Source organism: Streptomyces sp. NPDC054765 (assembly GCF_053612065.1).
In genome coordinates this window covers 45,772-66,118 of sequence record NZ_JBSHBP010000026.1, presented here as the reverse complement: position 1 = coordinate 66,118, position 20,347 = coordinate 45,772, and the positions used below count along the sequence as shown (strand labels likewise).

Genomic DNA, 20,347 nt, shown 5'->3' with positions numbered 1-20,347 from the left:
CATGCCCCGGCCGGAGAACACCCGCCCCGACAACCTCAGGGATCGCCCATGCTTCCGCTCTCCTCCTCGCAGGAGATCGTCTGGCTGCACGAACAGGTGCAACCGGGCAGCCGCGCCTACAACTTCACCGCCGCACTCGACCTGTGGGGCACCCTCGACACCGAGGCGCTCCGCCGCGGACTCGCCACCGCCCTCGACCGGCACGCCGGTCTGCGGCTGGAACTCGTCGCCGTCGCCGGGGCGATGCCGGGGCAGCGGGTCGCCGAGAGCTGTGCGCCACCGCTGCGCACGGTGGACCTGAGCGGGGAGGCGGACCCGGAGGGCGCGTTCCAGGAGCTGCTGCGGACCGAGGCCGAGACTCCGCTCGACACCTTCGAGGCACCGCTGCTGCGCTGGACGCTGGTGCGGCTCGCGGACGACCGGCACCGGCTCGTCCACGTCGAACACCATCTGATCCACGACGGTCACTCGTTCGCGATCCTGCTGCGCGACGTGTTCACCGTCTACCGGGGCCACGTCCTGGGCGAGCCGGTGGAGCTGCCCACCGCACCCTCGTACGCGGACCATGTCCGGGCCGCCTCCCGCAGCGAGGCGAGGGGGGAGCGGCGGGACGGTCTGGAGTTCTGGGCCGGTGAACTGCGCGAGATGTCCTACGACATGCCGCTGCCCGGTCTGACCCGGCCCGGCTCCCGGCGCCGGCACCGCGGCGGCCAGCTGCGCCAGTCGATCGGTGCGGATCTGGCCCAAGCGCTCCGCGGCCATGCCCGTGAGCGCGGTCTGACGCCGTTCGCCGCGCTGCTGGGGCTCTTCGCCGAGCTGCTGCGCCGGCACAGCGGCCGCTCGCAGATGGTGATCGGCACCGCGGTCGGCAACCGCCCGCGCGGTTTCGAGGAGACCGTCGGGATGTTCGTCAACACCATCCCGCTCGCGCTCCGGCTGGACCCGGCCGCCCCGGCCGAGGAGTCCATGGACGAGGTGACCGACACCCTCATCCGTGCGCTGCCGCACCAGGAGGTGCCGATCCAGGAGCTGACCCGCACGCTCGGCCTGCACACCTCGGGCGCCGACAACCCGCTGTTCAGCGTCATGTTCAGCGCACACGACGCGGAGCTGCCCGAGGTCGACGTCCCCGGCCTGGACATCACCCTGTTCGAGGGGTTCAACACCGGCACCACCCGGTTCGACCTGGACGTGGTGCTGCTGCCGGACGACCGGCGCGGGGTCGGCCCCCGGCACGGCGCGCCGGGAATGACGCTGGTCTGGGACTACGACGCCGACATGTTCGCCGAGGACGTGGCGAAGCTGCTCGCCGGGCGGTTCCTCGAACTGCTGCGGGCATATCTCGATGCGCCCGGCACCACCCTCGCGGATCTGGCGCCGCCGCCGGCCCCGCAGACCGTGCCCGCCGCCGCGCCGCCGGTCCCGGAACACGATCCGCTCGACCCCACGACCGCCCACGACCCGTCCCTGCCCGCGCTGCTCATCGGCGCCCGCCGGATCTCCTACGGCGACCTCGACGCCCAGGTTTCCTCGCTGGCGCAGCGGATGCGGGCGGCGGGAGTGACCGCCGGGCAGCCGGTGGCCGCCGTGCTGCCCCGTGGCGCCGACTCGGTCGTGGCCCTGCTGGCCTGTCTGCGGACCCGGGCGGTGTACTGCCCGCTCTCGCCGTCCGACCCGTCGGCCCGGCTGGAGCTGCTGCTGGGCCGGCTGGGTCCGGCGCTGGTCCTGACCTCGGCGGACACCCCCGTCACCGTTCCCGACGGGCTGCCGACGGCCACGGTCGACACCCCGGTCCTGCCGCCGGCGCGGGCGGCCGAGGCCGTGCCCGGTGCCGCGTACATCATTCACACCTCCGGCTCGACGGGCGTACCCAAGCCGGTCGCCGTCGGCCGCGCGGCGCTGGAGAACCATCTGACCGGGGCGGCCGAGCGGTTCGGCCTGGGCCCGGGTGACCGGGTGCTGCTGTTCGCCCAGCCGTCATTCGACGTGGCCCTCGAAGAGGTGCTGCCGTCGCTGTATGCCGGGGCCTGTCTGGTCGCCCCCGAGCGCGAGGTACCGACCGGTGCCGAGCTGGCCGCACTGCTGGTCACCGCCCGGGTCACCGTGGCGAACCTGCCCACCAGTTACTTCCTCGCCACCCGCGAGGAGATGCGCCCCGTGCTGCGCGACGGCCAGTGGGAGCCGCGGCTGCTGGTGCTCGGTGGGGAGCGCCTCCCGGCGGACGTGATGCGCGCGTTCCTGGCCGACAGCAACAGCACGGTGCTCAACGTCTACGGCGTCACGGAAGCGGCCATCAGCTCCACCGTCCACGAGATCACCCGGGACGGCCTCGCCGACGGTGCACAGATCCCGCTCGGCACCGAGCTGCCCGGCGAACGGATCCATGTCCTGGACGCGCACCACCGCCCGCTGCCGGACGGCGCGGTCGGTGAACTGGCCATCGCCGGGGCCGGGTTGGCCGAGGGGTACGTCGGCAACCCCGAGACCACCGCGGCCCGGTTCGTCCATGTCGAGGCCCTCGGCGGTGAGCGGGTCTACCTCAGCGGTGACCTCGGCTACCGCGGCCGCGACGGGCTGCTGTACTTCCTGGGACGCCGCGACCACCAGATCAAACTGCGGGGCTACCGCATCGAGCTGGAAGAGGTGGAGGCCGCCGCCTCGGCCGCGCTCGGCGGCCGTTCCTGCGCCGTCGTCCTGGACCGCGAGGCCCCGGGCGGGCCCCGGCTGGTCGGCTTCCTGGAGAGTGCGGACGACGGTGAGTCATGGGACGAGCAGGCGTTGCACACGGAGCTGAGCCGCCGGCTGCCGAGCGCGCTCGTACCGGGACGCTGGGCACAGCTCGACGACCTGCCGCGGCTGGCCGGCGGCAAGCCGAACCGCACCGCGCTGACCCGCCGGGCCGCCGCGCTGGAGCCGGCTGCCGCGGTCGGGGAGAGCCCCGGCGTGCCTGCGCAGCTGCCGGCCGATCCGATGACGGCGCTGCTCGCCGAGGGCTGGCGCGAAGCGCTGGGCCACAACCGCTTCGACGCGTCCTCGGACTTCTTCCGGACCGGCGGCCACTCACTGCTCGCCGCGCAGCTGGCGGCCTGGCTCGAACCGCGACTGGGCCGGCGTCCGCCGCTGCGGCTGCTGTTCCAGAACCCGGTGCTGGCCGACCAGGCCGCCGCACTCGCGGCCGCCGGCACCGCCGCCGTGTCCGCTTCCGCCGCTTCGACCACCGTGACGGAGTCCCGATGACCCAGCCGATGACCGCCCGTTCGGCGGCCTCCACGACCACCCCCGCCCCGGACAGCGGCACGCTCAGCATCGCCCACGGTGCCCTGCCCGCCGCCGACGGCGCGAGCGCCGTGCTCGCGCTCTTCGAGGAGTGGGCCGAGCGCTCCCCGGAGGCTCCTGCCGTGATCGACGGGTCCCACCGCTGGACCTACCGGCAGATCGACACCGCCGCCGACGAGGTCGCAGAGGCTCTGCGCGGCCGGGTGCGGCCCGGGGACCTGGTCGGTGTCTGCCTCGACCGTTCGGCCGCGCTCGTGGTGACCGCGGTCGCGCTCGCCAGGATCGGCGCCGTCTATCTGCCGCTGGGCCCGCGCCCCGGTGAGCAGCGCACCGACGCCGTCACCGAGGACCTGAACGTCGTCTGTCTGATCGGCGATCCCGGGGTTCTGCCGCCCCGGCACCGGACGGCCGACCACCTGCCGCTGGCGCTGCCCGGCGAGGGCGCCAATGCCACCGCCACCGTGGTGGCGGCGTTCGCCGCGCCCGGTGCCACCGCCCGTTCCGCACCCCCCGAGGCGTTCTACGCCGTACTGACCTCCGGCTCCACCGGCCGCCCCAAGGCGGTGGCCGTCGGCGAGCCCGCGCTCGGCGCGCTGCTGGACTGGTACCGCGCCACCTGCGGACTGGTCCCCGGCGACCGGCAGTCCCTGCTGATCGGCGTCGCGTTCGACCCCCATCTGCTGGAGCTGTGGGGCGGTCTGACGTCCGGGGCGGCGCTGGTGCCCGCTCCGGACGACGTCCGCTGGGACCCGATGGTGCTGGCCGACTGGTGGCGCGAGTCCGCGCTGTCGGTGGCTGTCACGGCCACGCCGATGGTGGAGCCGCTGCTGGAGCGGTCCTGGCCCGAGGATCTGACGCTACGTCATATCTTTGTGGGCGGCGACCGGCTGCGGCGCCGTCCCGGCACGGAGGTGACCGCCACCGTCCACAACGCCTACGGACCGGCCGAGGCCACCGTGATCTCCACCGTCCACTCCATGCACGGCACGGACGGCACGGCAGACACGGAGCCCGCGCCGCCGATCGGCCGCCCCCTCCCGGGCGTGACCGTGGTCGTCGCGGACGCCGACGGCCGGCCCGTGGCACACGGTACGGAGGGTGAACTTCTCATCGGCGGAAGCGGTCTGGCGCTCGGCTACCTCGATCCCGAACTGACCGCGCGCCGGTTCCTCGCCGTGCCCGAGGGCCTCGATCTGCCGGGAGTGGAGCGCCTGTACCGCACCGGAGACCGGGTGCGGATGCCGGCCGACGGGGAGCTGGAGTTTCTCGGCCGGCTGGACGACCAGGTCAAGATCAGCGGGGTCCGGATCGAACCGGCCGAGGTGGAGGCCGCGTTCGAGAAGGACCCGGCGGTTCTCAGCGCCGTCGTCACCGCGCCGCGTACCGCCGACGGCCGCACCCGCCTGGTGGCCTATGTGCGGGCGGCATCCGGTGCCCCGCTCACCGCGGACGCGCTGCTGCCCGGCGTCAAGACCTGGCTGCCGGAGCAGGCCGTGCCCTCCGACGTACGGATCGTGGACTCCTTCCCGCTGAACGCCAACGGCAAGGTGGACCGCGCCGAACTGACCCGGCAGGCGGCCGCCTCCGACGAGCCCCGCCCCGGCGGTGCCCCCGCGGACAGCGGTCCGCCCGCCGACGCCACCCCCGGCGAGCGGCTGGTGCTGAGCGCCGTACGCGAGCTGCTCGCCCGGCCCGAGATCTCGCTGACGGACAACTTCACCGGGGCCGGCGGCACTTCGCTGCTCGCCGCCCGGCTGCTGACCGCCATCCAAACGGCCAGCGGTGTACGGCTGCGCGCTCCGGAACTGCTCCGCCAGCCGGACCTGCGCGCCGTGGCCGTGCTCGTCGACAGCCGCCGCGCCGCCCTGCAACCGGCAGGAGCCTGAGATGACCGCCCGCACCCCGCACTCCCCCGACACCCGGAAGGAAGGCCCCGTGACCACCGAAGGTACCCCGACCGACGCGCGTCCCCCGTCCGGTGACGACACCGTGCCCGCCCCGGCGGCCGGCCGGCCCGCGCCCGCGGCCGGCCTGACGGCCCTCGTGGCATGGCATGCCGCACGGACCCCGCAGGCGCTGGCCGTGGCGGACGGCGACACCACGCTCACCTATGCGCAGCTCGTCTCCTCGGCCCGTGCGCTCGCCGCCCATCTGCGCGTGCACGGCGTCCGCCGGGGTGATTCCGTGGCGCTGCTGATGCCCCGTTCCGCACGCACGGTCGTCGCCCAGCTCGCGCTGTGGTGGGCGGGCGCCGTGTGCGTACCACTCGACCCGGCGCATCCGCGCTCCCGTTCCGAGGCACTGGCCGCCGAGGCGGGCGCGACACTGACCGTCGGCGACAGCAAGTTGCTGGAATCGGCGGCACCGGCGGGCGCCACCCTCGCCCTGCCCGGTGAGCCGCTGATGGATGATGACGGCGCGCCCGGGGCCGAACTCGCCGCGGACGCCACGGCGTTCATCATGTTCACCTCGGGCTCCACCGGCCGCCCCAAGGGCGTGGCCGTCCCGCACAGCGCGATCGCCGAGCTGGTCAGCGATCCGGCGTACCTCACCCTCACTTCCCGCGACCGGGTGCTCTTCCACTCACCGATGACATTCGACGCCTCGACCTTCGAGGTGTGGGGAGCCCTGGCCAACGGCGCCGCCGTGGTGGTGTGCACCGCGGAGCGGCCCTCGTTCGAGGACCTCGCCCGGGACGTGGAACGCCACAGCGTCACCGTCGCCTTCCTCACCACCGCGCTCTTCCACCAGCTGGCCGGCCGCCGTTCGCGGATCTTCTCGCTGCTGCGCACGGTGATCGTGGGCGGCGAGGCGCTGTCCGCGCACCATGCCCGTGAGGTGCTGCGGGCCTTCCCCTGGCTGGAACTGGTCAACGGCTACGGACCGACGGAGGCGACGACCTTCGCCACGGCCCACCGCGTCACGGACGCCGACTGCGACGGCCAGGTCCCCATCGGCCGGCCGATCGCCGGCGCGACCGTGCATCTTCTGAACGCATCGGGCGAGCCGGTCGTGGACGGGGAGCGCGGCGAACTGTGGATCGGCGGCAGCCGGCTGGCCCACGGCTACACCGGGCAGCCGCAGCTGACCGCCGAGCGCTTCACCCACCGCCCCGGACCGGGGCGTCTCTACCGCACCGGCGACCTCGTCTCCCGGCGCCCGGACGGCACGCTCGACTTCCACGGGCGGACGGACGACCAGGTGAAGATCCGCGGCTTCCGGATCGAACCGGGGGAGATCGAACACGCCCTGCGGGAGCAGCCCGAGGTGGCGGACGCGGCCGTCACCGTGCACCGCCCCTCCCCCGACGACGCCCGCCTGGCCGCCTTCGTGGTGGCCTCGCCCGGACCGGTCCCCCGCCCCGCCACCGTGCGGGACCGGCTCGCCGCCGCGCTGCCCGCCCACCTGGTCCCCGACGAGGTGCGGATCGTCGACGCGCTGCCGCTCACCGCCTCCGGCAAGGTCGACCGCCGCGCGCTGGCGGATCTGGTCGCCGTGGCGGGGCCCGATGCCCCGGCCGGGCCGCTGAGTCCGCTGCAGCAGGCCGTCGCCGAGATCTGGGGCCGGTCGCTGGGCCGTGCTGTCACGCGTCCGGATGCCGACTTCCTCGCGCTGGGCGGTCACTCCCTGCTCGCGCTGGCGGTCACCGACGACCTCCGCGAGGAACTCGGTGTCGAGCTGACGCTCGCCGACTTCTTCGCCGCCCCCACCGTGGCGGGGCACGCCGCGCTGGTCGAGCGCGCGCTCCTCGCCGCGCACAGTGATCTGCGCCCCGACGCCCCGGAGGACACCGATGGCCACTGACACCCCCGCCGCCGCGGCACTCCAGGAAGAACTGCTGCGCCGGGCGCGCTCCCGCACCGTCCGCCCCGCTGCCGCCCCCGTGGCAGCCGGGCAAGGACCCGTGCCGCTCTCCCACGCCCAGCGCCGTATGTGGCTGATGGACCGGCTCGGCGATGGTGACGCCTCGTACAGCGTGCCCTTCGCCACCCGGCTGCGCGGCCCGCTCGACCTGGACGCGCTGGCCGCGGCGCTGACCGCGCTGGTACGCCGCCACGAGATTCTGCGTACCCGCTACGGGCAGCAGGACGGTGAGCCGTTCCAGGAAGTGCTGCCGGCTCCGGAGATGATCGCGCTACGCGTCGTGGAGACGGCCGCGGACGGCTCCGGCGCACTGCTGGCCGAGGAGGCACGCCGTCCCTTCGATCTCGCCGCCGGCCCCCTGCCGCGCGCCCTCGTCCTGCGGCACGGCGAGCAGGACCACACCGTATTGCTGACGTTCCATCACATCGTCATCGACGGCGCGTCGTTGGAGACCGTCGCCGGGGAACTGGCGCAGCTCTACTCGGCCGCCGTCCGCGGCACCACCGCCGAGGAGCAGCCGGCACCGGTGCAGTACGCGGACTTCGCGCGCCGCGAGCGGGCCGCCGCCGACCGTCTCGAACAGGGCCTGAGTCACTGGGCCGAGCGCCTCGACGGCGTCTCCCCGCTGCGCCTGCCCCGCCCCGCGCAGCCGCCCGCCGACACCGGCGACCGCCCGGCCGCCGTCCACACCACTCCGCTCGACCCGCGGGTGCCGGCCGCCCTGCGTGACGTGGGCCGGCAGCACCGGGCCACCCTGTTCACCGTGGCGCTCGCCGCGGCCTTCGCCGCCCTGCACCGCTTCACCGGCCAGGACGACCTGGTGATCGGCGTCGCCGGCACCCACCGGCAGGGCGCGGACATGCGCGGTCTGGTCGGGCTGTGTGTCAACACCCTCCCGGTCCGGGTGAACACCGCCGGCGATCCGTCCTTCACCGCGCTCGTGGCACGCGTACGGGACGCCCTGCTGGACGCCCAGCAGGGCCGCGAGGTGCCCTTCGACCTCATCCTGGAGCGCCTCGGTGCCGCCGCCCGTGACACGGACGGGACAGCGCTGATCCGGGTGACCGCGGATGTCCTGGGGGAACCCACGACGCTGCGGCTGCCGGGCCTGGTGGACGAGTACGTCGAAGTCGGCGCCGGTGAAGCCAAGTTCGACCTCTCCTTCGGCATGGTGGACACCGACGCCCCGGCCGGACTCGTCCAGTACAGCCGGACCGCGCTGGACGAGGAAGCGGCGGCCTCTCTCGGTGCGCACTACGCCGCGCTGCTCACCGCGGTGGCGGACGAGCCGGAGCTCCGGCTGTCCCGGCTGCCCGGTGCACCGGTGGCGCCCCGGGCCGAGACCGGCGGGCACCCGGCGGAGGTGCTGCTGCGGGCGCACCCCGAGGTCGCCGAGGCCGCCGTGGTCGAACCGGCCGGCGGCCCGCTGCTGGCGTATGCCGTCCTGCGCGGCATCGGCGGCCCCACGCCCGCCGAACTCCGCTCCCAACTGCGCGCGTCCCTGGCCGCGGAGCTGGTACCCGCCGCGGTGACCCTGCTGGACGCCCTGCCGCGTACGGCCGACGGCGCGGCCGACCCGGCCCGGCTGCCCGGGTTCCCGTCGGCCCCCGCACCGGAGGGCGTGCGCGCCGACGCCGTGACCGAAGGCTTCACCGATCTCCTGGGCCGTGCGCCCGGACCGGACGACGACTTCTTCCTCCTCGGCGGGCACTCGCTGATCGCCGTCCAGCTCGCCGAGCGTCTGCGCCGGGCGCTGACCCTGCCGCTCACCGGTCTGGACATCATGCAGGCCCGCACCCCGCGGGCGGTCACCGCCCTGCTGGACGCGCGCGAGGCGGAGCGGGCCGCCGCGCCCTCGGCCCCCGCCTCCCGCCCGCGCCGCTCACGCGAGGGCACGGTCCTGGTCACCGGCGGCACCGGCGGGGTCGGCGCGTTCGTGCTGCGCGAACTGGCCGCCCGGGGACGTCCGGTACTGGCCCTGGCCCGCCCCGAATCCGCGCATCTGGTCGCCGCGGAGGGCGTGGAGGTGATCGAGGGCGACCTGACCGATCTGGCCGGTCTGCGCAAGGCTGTCGACAGCGCCGATGCGGTCATCCACGCGGCCTGCACCTTCACCCGTCCCGAGGTCGATGTGACGGCGATGGCGGCGATGGTCGGCGCCTGGTCACGCGGCCCGTTCGTCTTCGTCAGCAGTGTGGACGCCTACGGACACCCCGCCGGCGAGTGGGTGACGGAGGAGTCCGCCCTCCGTCAGCCGCTGAGCGGGTACGGACAGGCGAAGGCCGACTGCGAGGGACTGCTGCTGCGGGCGGCCGGCACCCAGGGCCGGGGCGGGGCGAGCGCCGTCCGCTCCCCTCTCGTCTGGGGGCCGCACCAGCGGCTGCAAGACCAGTTGCGCTGGGGTGCGACGGGTGTGCTCTACCAGGCGGCACGGGAGGGCCGGCCGCTCGTCCTTCCGCAGCCGGGTGCCCGCGGTCATGCGTGGTACGGCGCGGCCTGGGTGCACGCCGCGGCCCTGGCACGGGCCGTGGTCTCCTGTCTGGACGCCCCCGTGCACGGCGTCGCCAACGCCGTCAGCGGACATCTCGCCTGGCGGGACCTCGCCACCGGGCTGACCCAACTGCTCGGCAGCGACAGCGAGATCCGTGAGACGGACGAGGTCCACCCGGATCTCGACCACCGCTGGCACTACCACGCCGACCGGCTGGCCCCGTCCCTGCGCGCGCAGCCGGGCGAGGACTGGCGCTCCGTACTGGCCGCCATGGTCGACCCGTCCGTGCACTGAACGGCCCGGCAGGACCACGGGGAGGACGCCCGGTGCCCCCGGCCACCGGGTGTCCTCCCCCGCCGGCTGCCGCGGCCGCTCAGGCCGTGCCGGTCGGCGGCGGTCTACTTGTAGCCGAAGTCCTGCGTCCAGTACGCCCGGAGCTTCCCGCCGACGGCGACACCTACGCCGGTGGCGTGGGAGGAGCAGCTGAGAATGTTGGCCCGGTGCCCCGGGCTGTGCATCCAGGCGCGGAAGGCGCCCGCGGGCTTCGTCTCCCAGGCGTCGATGTTCTCCGCGTGGGCGTCCTGGTACCCCTGGGCCGCCATCCGTTCCTTCGGATCCGGGCCGTTCGGGGCGGAGTGCGCGTAGTAATGGTGGGCCAGCATGTCCTGGCTGTGCAGGCGGGCGGCCTTGGCCAGGCGCGGGTCGCGCCGCAGCGGGCCGCAGCCGTGCTCCGCACGGGCCTCGTTGACGAGCCGCAGGACCTCCGCCTCGTAGCGGCCGGCGCGCTCCGTGTCCTGCTGGGCAGCGGGCTTCCCGGCGGCCGACGCGGTGGGCGCCGGGGCCGGGGAACCGGTGTACTCGGTCGCCTTCGCGTCGTCCTGGGAGGAGAGCACGGCCAGCGCGCCGATGAGCGCACCGGCCGAGGCAACGATGCCCAGCGGGACCATCCGGGCCCGTCGCCGGTGTCCGCCACGGGAGTCGCGCTCGGACGCGGACGAGTATTTCGTATTCAACTAAATATTCTCCATGCGTGGGGGGAAATACCTGGGAGAGGGCGCACGATATTCAACGCACCGCCCATTCACCTCAGATGAAGCCCGGTCACGCGAACAGGCTCTCCCAGGAGCCGGATTACCGTAACAAGACAAGACAACGAACCGTCCGCTCGGGCACCACCCTGACTACAATCCCCGTTCCGACCTGGGAATTCCGGGCGATATAACCACTCGATTCCCACCCGCGGGCGGGCATTCGGCATCGGCGGAATGATTCATCGACATACCGGACCTATTCCGGCACCAGCCCCCCTTGCCCAACACCTTGCGCAACACGTCGATGCCCCGCCCCCGGCAGCCCGCATTCACGGACGACCTCCGTGACCGGCCGTGCGCCGGATGCCTCCGCGATGCGTTTCCGACCATTCCCCGCACACTCGGACGGCCGGCGCGCGCGAGAGCGCGTCCATCGGTCCGCCCGAGGAGAAACGATGAGCCGCCTCGGCAGCGGAGCGCCCCTGCCCCTGCCCCAGGATCTGCTCGGCCCACGGCATCAGGCCGGCCCCTACCCCCCTCTCCGGCGGAAGGACCACATCACTCTCCGGGGCCTGAGCCGGCTTCCCCTCTCCCTCGGCCGACGCATGGGCCGCCCAGCCGCTGCCCCGCCGATCGAGTTCGGCGAGCCGGGAAAATCCGGGCTCTCGGCCTGCCCCGCACCGATTCCTGCGCTCGGCTTGCGACCATGGGCGGGCTGCCGGGGCCGGCGCCCTCCGGGTGCCTGACCACCACCGGATCGCGACACATCGGTCAACCGGTACCGGTATCCGCGCAACGTCCGCGCGAAGACCTCCGTCGCCGCAAAGGAGCCCTGTATGAACGCCAGCACGGATCTGCTTGTCGACGCCTTCGGACGCATCCGGGAGAGCGTCGAAGACGTGGTCGACGGGCTCGCCCCCGATGAACTCGGCACCCGCCCCGACGACGCCAATTCGATCGCCTGGCTGGTCTGGCACCTCACCCGGATCCAGGACGATCACATCGCCGGGGTCGCGGGCACCGAGCAGATCTGGACCTCGGACGGCTGGTATGACCGCTTCGGACTCCCCTTCGCACCCGACGACACCGGCTACGGCCACTCCGGCAAGGACGTGGCGGCCGTACAGGACCTGAGTGCACAGCTGTTGACGGACTATCACGGCGCCGTCCACGACAACACCGTGCAGTACCTCGCCGGGGTCGACGACAAGGACATGAAGCGCGTCGTCGACCGCGCCTGGACACCGCCCGTCACCCTGGGGGTCCGTCTCGTCAGCGTGATCGCCGATGATCTGCAGCACGCCGGACAGGCCGCTTACGTCCGCGGTCTGCTCGGGTTCTGAGGTCGGATTCTGAGGTCGGGTTCTGAGGTCCGTCGCGGGCCTGCGACGGACCCCGCGCGGCGTCACCGTCCGTGGGGCAGGCGGTGCAGATCCACCGCGGTGAGCCGGCCCGCCGTCACCTCCGCCGTCATGTACGTGCAGTACGGCTGCCGGCGGCGGTCGGTCGGCGAGCCCGGGTTCAGCAGGCGCAGCCGCTCGTCCACCGTCGAGTCCCAGGGGATGTGGCTGTGCCCGAACACCAGCACGTCGAGCCCGGGGAACCGTTCGGCGCAACGGCGCTCCCGCCCCTGCGCAGCGCCGGTCTCGTGCACGACGCCGAACCGGACGCCCGCCACTTCCGCATATGCCACCTCGGGCAGCCGGGCGCGCAGTTCCGGGCCGTCGTTGTTGCCGTACACCCCGACGAGCCGCCGGGCATGAGCCTGCAGCAGGTCCAGGGTGGCGGTGTCGACCCAGTCGCCGGCGTGTACGACGACATCGGCGCGCGGCACTTCATCGAGCAGCTGCGCCGGCAGCACCTTGGCACGCCGGGGGACATGGGTGTCGGAGATCAGCAGGAGTCGCACGAATTCCTCTCTCGGCTGCGGGCTGCGGGCACGGGCGGGGGCGCGGGCGGGACGGGACGGGACGGGACGGTCAGCGTTCCTGGGCGGTCGGCCGTACGGTGATCTCGTTGATCGCCATATGTGCCGGCTGAGTGACCATGAACGCGATGGTGCGGGCGATGTCCTCGGACCGCAGCCAGGTCTCCGGCGGCAGCCCGTGGGCCGAGGCGGCCTGGCTGCCGCCTTGCGTCATCTCCGTGGCGGTCATGCCCGGTTCGATGAGCCCGACCCGGACCCGTCGTCCGGTCACCTCCTGGCGCAGCGCCTCGCTGAAGGAGCACACCGCGTGCTTGGTGGCCGAGTAGACGCTGTTGTCCCTGCGGGGCACCCGGCCCGCGGCCGAGCTGACGTTCACCAGATCGGCCACGCCCCGCGGTCCCTCGTGCGCGGCGCTCAGCAGATGCGGGAGCGCGGCGTGCGACATCCGCAGGACGGCCTTGAAATTGAGGTCGATCATCCGGTCCCAGTCCTCGGGATCGCTGTCCTCCACCGAGCCGCGCACGCCGTAACCCGCGTTGTTCACCAGGACGTCCAGCCGCCCGAAGCGATCCACGGCCTCCTCCACCGCCCGGCGTGCCTGCGTCGCGTCAGCGAGATCGGCGGTCAGGGCGAAGCACGAGCCCTGGTATGCGCCGATCTCCGCCGTGAGCCGCTCCAGCCGCTCGGTCCGGCGGGCGACCAGGGCAAGGGAGCAGCCCTCCCGGGCCAGCGCCAGAGCGGTGGCCGCACCGATCCCGCTGGACGCTCCGGTCACCAGCGCCACACTGCCCGACAACACCCGCAGCCCGGCGCCGACGCCTACCACCGCAGCATCATGACGCACCGTCACGGCGTCCCCGGCCTCTGAACTGCCCATCGTCGTCCCGCTCCTCACCCTCGGTCCCTTCGGCGCCTGCGGCAGGCAGCCGCATCCCGGTGCGGAGACCCGTACCCGGCCGGGCGTCCGCCGTCCCTCCCGCTCTGCCATCTGCTGACACTCGGCCCCGCGGACGCGGTGCGCACACCCGGACAGCGGGTATTACCCACGGGAACCCCCCTTTGCTCCCGGGAGCTGCTCATGAAGCACACCCACCCCCTGCCCGGCGACATCGGACTCACCCACATATCCGGCGTCACCGGCCAGCTGATCCGCTTCGGACAGTGGATCAACGGAGACGGCTTCGCCGACTACGAACACGCCTTCCTGGTCCTGCCCGACGACCGGCTGCTGGAAGCCGAGCCCGGTGGCGCCCGCATCATGCCCCTCACCGCCTACACCGACGCAGACGTGGTCTACGTCTGCCCCGCAGAGCTCACCGAGCAGCAGCGCACCGGCATCTGCGCGGCCGCCACCCGCTATGTCGGGGTGCCCTACAGCTTCCTCGACTACCTGGCGATCGCCACACACCGGTTCCACCTGCCCGTTCCGGGGCTGCGCCGCTATGTCGCCAGCACACGGCACATGATCTGCTCTCAGCTCGTCGACCAGTGCTATCAGGACGCCGGTGTGCATCTCTTCGCCGACGGCCGCTGGCCCGGCTATGTGACGCCGATGGCCCTGCACCACCTGCTGGCCGCCTGACCCCACCGCCCGGCACGGTCCGGGCACGGAACCCGGGCACGGAACCCGGGCTATGAACTCGCCCGGTGGGGCTCGCCCGACAACGGGCCCCACCGGGCGGGTCACCGGGCAAGACCGGTGACGGGTCACTCCGACCCGTCACCCTCCACACCCGGCGCTGCCCGGCGCGCCCGGCCGTTCCGGCCGACTCCTCCGCTGCCCTCCCCTCCCAATCCGCTGCCCTCCCCTCCCAGCTAGTGTCCTGCACCTGAACGGGCCGCCCTGCAGCGCGTGTTACACGGAGGCAGCCCGATGCGACTGCAGGGATCTCCTGAGGCGGGACACCACGGGAACGACGGCGAGCAGGAGCAGGCTGTAGTACTGAAGCGCCGGGACGCCGAGTGCGATGGCGAGGGCCGCCACGAGGGCCGCGGTGTTGACGATGCCGGTGAAGAGGTGCTCCCGCATGTCGGCGGACGAACCGCGGACCATGTCCGGGTGCGCGCGCAGGAGGGCGGTCATCGCCGTCTGGCAGACGAGGGCGGCCAGCACGTTCAGGTAGTAGAGCACGGCGACGAAGCGGCTGCTCCCGAAGACCCCCGCCATCTCGGTGGGGAAGGGCAGGACCACGACCGCGAACAGCCACGCCAAGTTCCACACCACGAGCGACTGCCGGTGCGCGACGACCGCCGCGAACACCCGGTGGTGGGTGAGCCAGAGCCGCGCGATGACCACGAAGCTCAGGCCGAAGCTGCCGATCTGGCCCAGGTGGTCAGTGATCACCTCCGGTGCCGTCGCATGCTCCTTCACGGCCTCGGGGACGATGTCCACCAGGGGCAGGACGAGCAGCGTGATGGCGATGGCCGCGACCGCATCCGTGAACAACAGCAGCCGCTCCGCCGAGTTGCCCGTATCTTCCTCGGTCGCGGCCGATGTCGCCCCAGAGGCCTCTTTCTCGTCCATCTGCTCCTCTTCCGTGCCCGTGCATACTCGATCGACACGGACGCTAGTGCACGGATCCCGGTGCGTACATGTCGCTCAAGCACAGGTTGGCCCGGTGGAGGCGCCGCCGCCCGCACCGCGCCGCGCGGGTTTGCCGTAGACCGGCCCGCGGGGCGGTGCGGGTCCCACAGAGATCATGTGCCGGTGTGTCGATGTGCGCCATGGGACGCGTGCCGCCACCTGCCTAGGGTTTTGTGCGCCGAGATCACTTGGCACCGCAGTTCGCATCGGTCCGTGCCGTGATGCGGCCCGTCGCCGGGCGAAGACCGGGGCCCGCCACGGCCCGTACGGAGGAGAACACACCATGAGTAGCAAGGGCAGGACGCTCCCCCTGAACACCACGACCGATGGGAGCGCCGGCGGTCACGGGTGCATGACGTCGCGCGCTGGGGACCGGGCCCGCTACGACCGGGCCACCGCGCATCTCGACCCGCCCCTCGCGATCGTCGACCTGGAGGCGTTCGACGCGAATGCGGCGGACCTCGTGCGGCGGGCCGGTGGAAAGCCCGTGCGTGTGGTGAGCAAGTCGGTGCGCTGCCGGGCCCTGCTGGAGCGCGTGCTGGCGCGTGCGGGCTTCGCCGGGATCATGGCTTTCACGCTGCCCGAGGCACTGTGGCTGGTCCGCGCGGGCGCCCGGGACGTGCTGGTGGCCTACCCTTCCGCGGACCGTGCCGCGTACGCCGACCTGGCCGGTGCCCCCGGACTCGCCGCCGCGGTGACGGTGATGATCGATGACCCCGCCCACCTGGATCTGATCGACGCCTCCCGCGACGGTGGCACCGAGGAAATCAGGGTCTGCCTCGAACTGGACACGTCCCTGCGGCTGTTGGGTGGCCGGCTGCGGTTCGGCACCCGGCGCTCCCCGCTGCACGAGCCGGCCCACCTCGCCGACATCGCCCAGTCCGTGGTCCGTCGCCCCGGCTTCCGGCTCGTCGGGATCATGGCCTACGAGGCGCACATCGCGGGCGTCGGGGACGCGGTGCCCGGACGCCCGCTGCACTCGGGCGCCGTCCGCGCCATGCAGGGCATCGCCCGCAAGGAACTCGCCCGGCGGCGCGCAGCGGCCGTGCGCGCGGTCCGCGCCGTCGCCCCGGACCTGGAGTTCGTCAACGGCGGCGGCACGGGCAGCGTGCAGCACACCGCCGCCGAGGAGGCGGTGACCGAGATCGCCGCGGGCTCCGGCCTCTACCAGCCCCACCTGTTCGACACCTACACGTCCTACCGGGGCCGTCCGGCAGCACTCTTCGCCCAGCCGGTGGTGCACCGGCCCGGTCCCGGCGTGGCGACGGTGCTCGGCGGCGGCTACCCGGCCTCCGGCGTGGCCGGCCGTGACCGCCTGCCCACGCCCCACCTGCCCGAAGGGCTGCGCTACGACCCCCAGGAGGGGGCGGGCGAGGTACAGACACCGCTCCTCGGCTCCCCCGCCGACGACCTCCGCATCGGCGACCGCGTCTGGTTCCGCCACGCCAAGGCCGGCGAGCTGTGCGAGCGCTTCGACGCACTCCGCCTCGTCGAAGGCGACCGGATCACCGCCTCCGTCCCCACCTACCGGGGCGAGGGCCGCACCTTCCTGTGAGCCGCCCCGCCGGAGCGCGCCGAGTGCGCGATGCAGGCATGCGCCGCCTCGCGGGTGGTGGCCAGGGCCTCGGCGGCTGTCATTTAGTGGTCAGCCTTCCGGGGGGGCGTGCCCCCGGAAGGCACGCGCAAGCACGAAGAAGAATCATGAACAAGATCACTGGCAGTGAGAACTACACCGTCTCGGTCCTGCAACGGCTCTCGGAGAAAGGCGGTCGTGACGCGATCGTCGCGGGGGCACGGCGAGTCAGCGGCACCGAGGCTGTCAGTACGGTGCTGCGCTTCGCCGCAGCTCTGCGGAGTATCGGGCCGGCGGACGGGGACGGAGTGGCGCTGTTCGTGGAGAACTCTCCCGAGGCGCTCCTACTGCAACTGGCTGTTCGCAGGGTGTCAACTGGTCTTCGTGCCGCCCGAGCCCGGCAACAGCGAGCTCGAAGCGTTGATCCGGCACGCCGACGTCAAGATGCTCCTGTTCGACCCGGTCTTCGAGGATCGGACCAGCAAAATTGTCGATCAAACGGATATTCCGCATACCTTCAGCATCGGCGCGTCATCGATAGCGGCCGACTTCCTGGAAGCAGCGTCCGGCAGTGCCGGCCTCTCGCTCCACGATGCCGCCGACAGCCACCACATCGCGACACTTCTCTACACGGGTGGTACTACCGGCTTGCCCAAGTTGGTCGTTCATCGGAGCAGCTACTACAACAGCTACGTGCGGACTTCCGACTCGTACGTTGACGAATCTCCACTACGCCGGTGCGGCCGCCGCCCCTGCACGTCTCAAGCAGGCGATCGAGCGCTTCGGTCCGGTACTGCACCAGATGTACTCAGCATCCGAGAGCGGGATCGTCGCCGAACTCACCCCCAGGAACACGACCTGCACCGGCCCGAGTCCCTGGCCAGCTGCGGGCGCCGGGCGCCCGGAGTCGAAGTGGAGGTGCGGGACGAGGGCGGCGAGCCGGTACCCCTGGGAGAACTCGGCGAGCTGTACATCCAGCAGATCGTCACCGTCAAAATCCCGCTGCGCGTCAGCGTCGACGCGGGCGCGCCGGCCGGCCCGGCCTACGCCGTCGCGGTCGGCGCCTACAAGGACGAGATCCAGGGCGACTTCGGGCACGTCACCATCGCCTCGCAGCAGGTGGCAGTGGAAGCCGGCGCCGCGACGGGGGCACTTCGGGCTCGACCGGTTCCGGTGCGTCCGCGTCGTCCGGCAACGAGCCGGCCGACACCGGTGCGTCCTCGCAACTCCCGCTGATCGCCGGGGTGGCAGGGGCCGCCGTCGTGGTGGGCGCGGGTGCGGTGTTCTCGGTGCGGCGGCGCAACGGGGCCTGACGAGTACCGCGGGGGTGACGGGAAGCGCCCGCCACCCCCCTCTCAAGCCGTCGGCCCGGCAGGGCGGGCCGGCGTTCACCACCGCACCCGTCACTTCGACAGTCACCGGCCCTACCAAGGCCGAAACCACCTCGCGCCTTTCGACGACCCGAACGTCATACCGCTGCCCACAGTTCGGATCAACACAGCGTCGCGGCCTTGGGTCTACGGCGGGCCTTCAGTACGGTCGGCCTGAGGTTCGCGGGTAGGTGCGGGTGACGCCGTCGACTTGGGCCGACGCCGGAAGGTCATGCGTTGCAGTACGCGGTTCCTGATCACGAGTGTGTTCCACACCACTCCGGCCAGGTGTGCGAGGACGAGAGCGTAGAGGACGTACGCGGTGACCTCGTGGGCGCGCAGCAGAACGGCGAAGAGCGTGGTGTTCATCGGCGCGATGGCCGGCAGGTACCAGAACCCGAACAGGACCACTGGCTGTCCGGAGGCGGAAACCAGCGCCCAGCCGAACAAGGGCTGGAGCAGCAACAAGAGGTAGATGAGCCGCTCGGAATATGTCGCGGCCAGCCGTTCGAGCCTGGGCATGCCGGTCGGCAACGGCGGCGGGGTATGGGTCAGTCGCCAGCCGATCCGTACCAGGCCCAGCGCGAGGATCGCGAAGCCGAGTGGTTCGTGGATGGTGACCAGCAGGTGGAAGTCGTAGATGGAGGTGACCATGAACACGCCGATGAACAGCGTGGTGAGTACCAGTATCGCCATGGTCCAGTGCAGGACGCGGGCGGTGACCGTGTACCTCGTCCCGGGGTCCGTCGGCTCAGTGTTCATGTCCGGCCTCGACTTCCTCAACGTTGACCTCGCTGGGCTGGTGTGGCTCGCGGGTCCTGCGCTGGTAGGACTGGGTGTAGACGGCCGATCTCGCGTTGAGCAGCGGATCGTCGGACGGGCTGATGCCCTGCGGAAGGATGAGCGGGTCGAAGTTGACGTCCCGTGCGTTTCCCGCCTCCTCGGTGTGCAGGGCGTCGATGGTCAATGTGCCGACGTCGACCTGTGGCCGGGTGGCGGGCCAGGGCAGGGTGGCGTCGTGGGTGGGGTCGCCGGGCGCGCCGAGCGTGATCATCAGGCGCCAGCGCACGGGGCCGGACTGCACACGCTCGATCAGCGCGTGGAACAGGTAGTCGTGATCGGCTTGACCGGCCTTCGAGCCGGGTCGGAAGGCGTCCTCAGGTACGACGCTCCAGCGGACGGGTATCGACTTGCCCGCCTGGTTGGTCAGGTGGAAGGCGTTGAGGCCGCGGAAGGTGCTGTTGGAGAAGTCGCTGGCCGGCGACGTCTTCTTGATCAACGCCATCGCGCGCGCGGTCTCTGGGTATGCGGCAAGGAACGCGGCGAGCTTCGCCGGATCGGCCTGCCCTGTCGTCGGCACGGGCGCGGTGGCGAGCAGCCGGTCGTAGAAGCCCTGAGGCACACTGTCGAGGAAGACGGGCAGGTTGACCATCGCGGTGCGCCACTGCTCGCCGTTGTTCAGGTGGAAGAGCACAGCAAAGCCGCGGGTGGTGGCGTTCGCGTCCGCGACCGTGGGCAGGCCGCCGGACAGGGAGAAGCGCGCGGTCACCGGCGTGGAGCCCGGGGCGAATACGGCGGCGCTCGACAGTTCGACGCCCGCGCCGTTGCTGACGAAGGTCCCTGACGCACTCACGCCTTTGGCGTGGTTGCGGCGGAAGCCGTCGTGTGCCCCGTATACCTGCTCGAACCGGTCGGCGAACTTCGCAGGCGTCAGGCGGTCGGACGGCAGCCAGCCCCCGGCCCAGGCGCATGCACCCGCGCCGACCGCGGTGATCCCGCCGATCGCGACCGCCCCCAGAACCGCGCGCCGGGTCGGCCGCTCGCGGCGCGACAGCGGTTCCGCCCGCGTCGGTTCGGGCGGGCCCGTCTGCTCGTGATCCTTCACGTTCTCCTCCTCGCAACAATTGACGGGAGACATACGCTCACCGACCGTCGCGGCGTTGAAGCGGAGAACAGTGATCCACATCTCACCCTCGCCCGCGGCGTCTCGATCAGTCTCACCGCTTCGCCGCGCGCACCGGCGCGGCCAGGACAGCCACGCGCTCAGGCTGGTCGAGGACCTCGGCCGCCCTCCCAAGTGTCCAGTCGTCAGCCGGACATGCGGGGATCACCTCACCCCACACCAGGCGCCGTACGGGGTGCGAACGTTCTCGCCGTGGCTCGCCGTATCCGCATCCTGGACACGACCGCCCATCCCACCGCGGACTGGACCGCGCAAGCCGACATGAGAA

Annotated in this window: 14 protein-coding genes and 1 pseudogene; 9 read left to right on the top strand and 6 right to left on the bottom strand. The window is 72.4% G+C overall.

Annotated features, from left to right (window positions below; all coding sequences use genetic code 11):
* The first annotated feature begins 48 nt into the window (after positions 1-48).
* From ACWGJY_RS18635 to ACWGJY_RS18620, 4 genes are read left to right on the top strand one after another with little or no spacing between them, the layout of a single operon-like run.
* Entirely contained in the window at positions 49-3,237 is a 3,189-nt protein-coding gene (locus ACWGJY_RS18635; RefSeq protein ID WP_453261892.1) for a non-ribosomal peptide synthetase, read from the top strand.
* On the top strand, positions 3,234-5,162 hold the full coding sequence (locus tag ACWGJY_RS18630) for a non-ribosomal peptide synthetase (protein WP_453261891.1): 1,929 nt from the start codon (positions 3,234-3,236) through the stop codon (positions 5,160-5,162). Before ACWGJY_RS18635 ends, ACWGJY_RS18630 begins: the two co-directional genes overlap by 4 nt.
* 1 nt (position 5,163) lies before the next feature.
* Positions 5,164-7,080, top strand: a complete 1,917-nt coding sequence (locus ACWGJY_RS18625; protein WP_453261890.1) for a non-ribosomal peptide synthetase — start codon at positions 5,164-5,166, stop codon at positions 7,078-7,080.
* A complete protein-coding gene (locus ACWGJY_RS18620) occupies positions 7,070-9,925 on the top strand; it encodes a condensation domain-containing protein (protein WP_453261889.1) in 2,856 nt (951 codons plus the stop codon). Before ACWGJY_RS18625 ends, ACWGJY_RS18620 begins: the two co-directional genes overlap by 11 nt.
* A gap of 104 nt (positions 9,926-10,029) precedes the next feature.
* Here the strand turns inward: ACWGJY_RS18620 and ACWGJY_RS18615 are convergent, their stop codons facing one another.
* Entirely contained in the window at positions 10,030-10,644 is a 615-nt protein-coding gene (locus tag ACWGJY_RS18615; RefSeq protein ID WP_453261888.1) for a CAP domain-containing protein, read from the bottom strand.
* Between the two features lie 854 nt (positions 10,645-11,498).
* Between ACWGJY_RS18615 and ACWGJY_RS18610 the strand changes: the two genes are divergently transcribed.
* On the top strand, positions 11,499-12,005 hold the full coding sequence (locus tag ACWGJY_RS18610; protein WP_453261887.1) for a mycothiol transferase: 507 nt from the start codon (positions 11,499-11,501) through the stop codon (positions 12,003-12,005).
* Positions 12,006-12,067: 62 nt separating this feature from the next.
* On the opposite strand, the gene ACWGJY_RS18605 is transcribed toward ACWGJY_RS18610, so the two are convergent.
* Positions 12,068-12,571 carry a metallophosphoesterase family protein gene (locus ACWGJY_RS18605; protein ID WP_453261886.1) on the bottom strand — a complete coding sequence of 168 codons (504 nt, stop codon included), beginning with the start codon at positions 12,569-12,571 and terminating at the stop codon, positions 12,068-12,070.
* Between the two features lie 70 nt (positions 12,572-12,641).
* Complete coding sequence (locus tag ACWGJY_RS18600; RefSeq protein WP_453261885.1) at positions 12,642-13,466, bottom strand: SDR family oxidoreductase; 825 nt, start codon at positions 13,464-13,466, stop codon at positions 12,642-12,644.
* 201 nt (positions 13,467-13,667) lie between these two features.
* On the opposite strand from ACWGJY_RS18600, the gene ACWGJY_RS18595 reads away from it, so the two are divergent.
* Complete coding sequence (locus ACWGJY_RS18595; RefSeq protein WP_453261884.1) at positions 13,668-14,171, top strand: hypothetical protein; 504 nt, start codon at positions 13,668-13,670, stop codon at positions 14,169-14,171.
* Positions 14,172-14,444: 273 nt separating this feature from the next.
* Here ACWGJY_RS18595 and ACWGJY_RS18590 read toward each other — a convergent pair whose 3' ends face one another.
* Positions 14,445-15,113, bottom strand: a complete 669-nt coding sequence (locus ACWGJY_RS18590) for a TMEM175 family protein (RefSeq protein WP_453261883.1) — start codon at positions 15,111-15,113, stop codon at positions 14,445-14,447.
* Between the two features lie 412 nt (positions 15,114-15,525).
* On the opposite strand from ACWGJY_RS18590, the gene ACWGJY_RS18585 reads away from it, so the two are divergent.
* The 3 genes and pseudogenes from ACWGJY_RS18585 to ACWGJY_RS18575 all read left to right on the top strand — a co-directional run bounded on the left by ACWGJY_RS18585 (position 15,526) and on the right by ACWGJY_RS18575 (position 18,059).
* Positions 15,526-16,728 carry an amino acid deaminase/aldolase gene (locus tag ACWGJY_RS18585; protein WP_453261921.1) on the top strand — a complete coding sequence of 401 codons (1,203 nt, stop codon included), beginning with the start codon at positions 15,526-15,528 and terminating at the stop codon, positions 16,726-16,728.
* Positions 16,729-16,766: 38 nt separating this feature from the next.
* A pseudogene (locus tag ACWGJY_RS18580) lies at positions 16,767-17,982 on the top strand (AMP-binding protein).
* An 8-nt stretch (positions 17,983-17,990) separates the two neighbouring features.
* Positions 17,991-18,059 (top strand): hypothetical protein, encoded by a 69-nt coding sequence (locus ACWGJY_RS18575; protein WP_453261920.1) that lies wholly within the window; start codon positions 17,991-17,993, stop codon positions 18,057-18,059.
* A 204-nt stretch (positions 18,060-18,263) separates the two neighbouring features.
* On the opposite strand, the gene ACWGJY_RS18570 is transcribed toward ACWGJY_RS18575, so the two are convergent.
* Positions 18,264-18,878: a cytochrome b gene (locus ACWGJY_RS18570; RefSeq protein ID WP_453261882.1), complete on the bottom strand. Its 615-nt coding sequence runs from the start codon at positions 18,876-18,878 to the stop codon at positions 18,264-18,266.
* Complete coding sequence (locus ACWGJY_RS18565) at positions 18,868-20,001, bottom strand: catalase family peroxidase (protein ID WP_453261881.1); 1,134 nt, start codon at positions 19,999-20,001, stop codon at positions 18,868-18,870. The genes ACWGJY_RS18570 and ACWGJY_RS18565 overlap by 11 nt, the downstream gene beginning before the upstream one ends.
* Between the last annotated feature and the right edge of the window lie 346 nt (positions 20,002-20,347).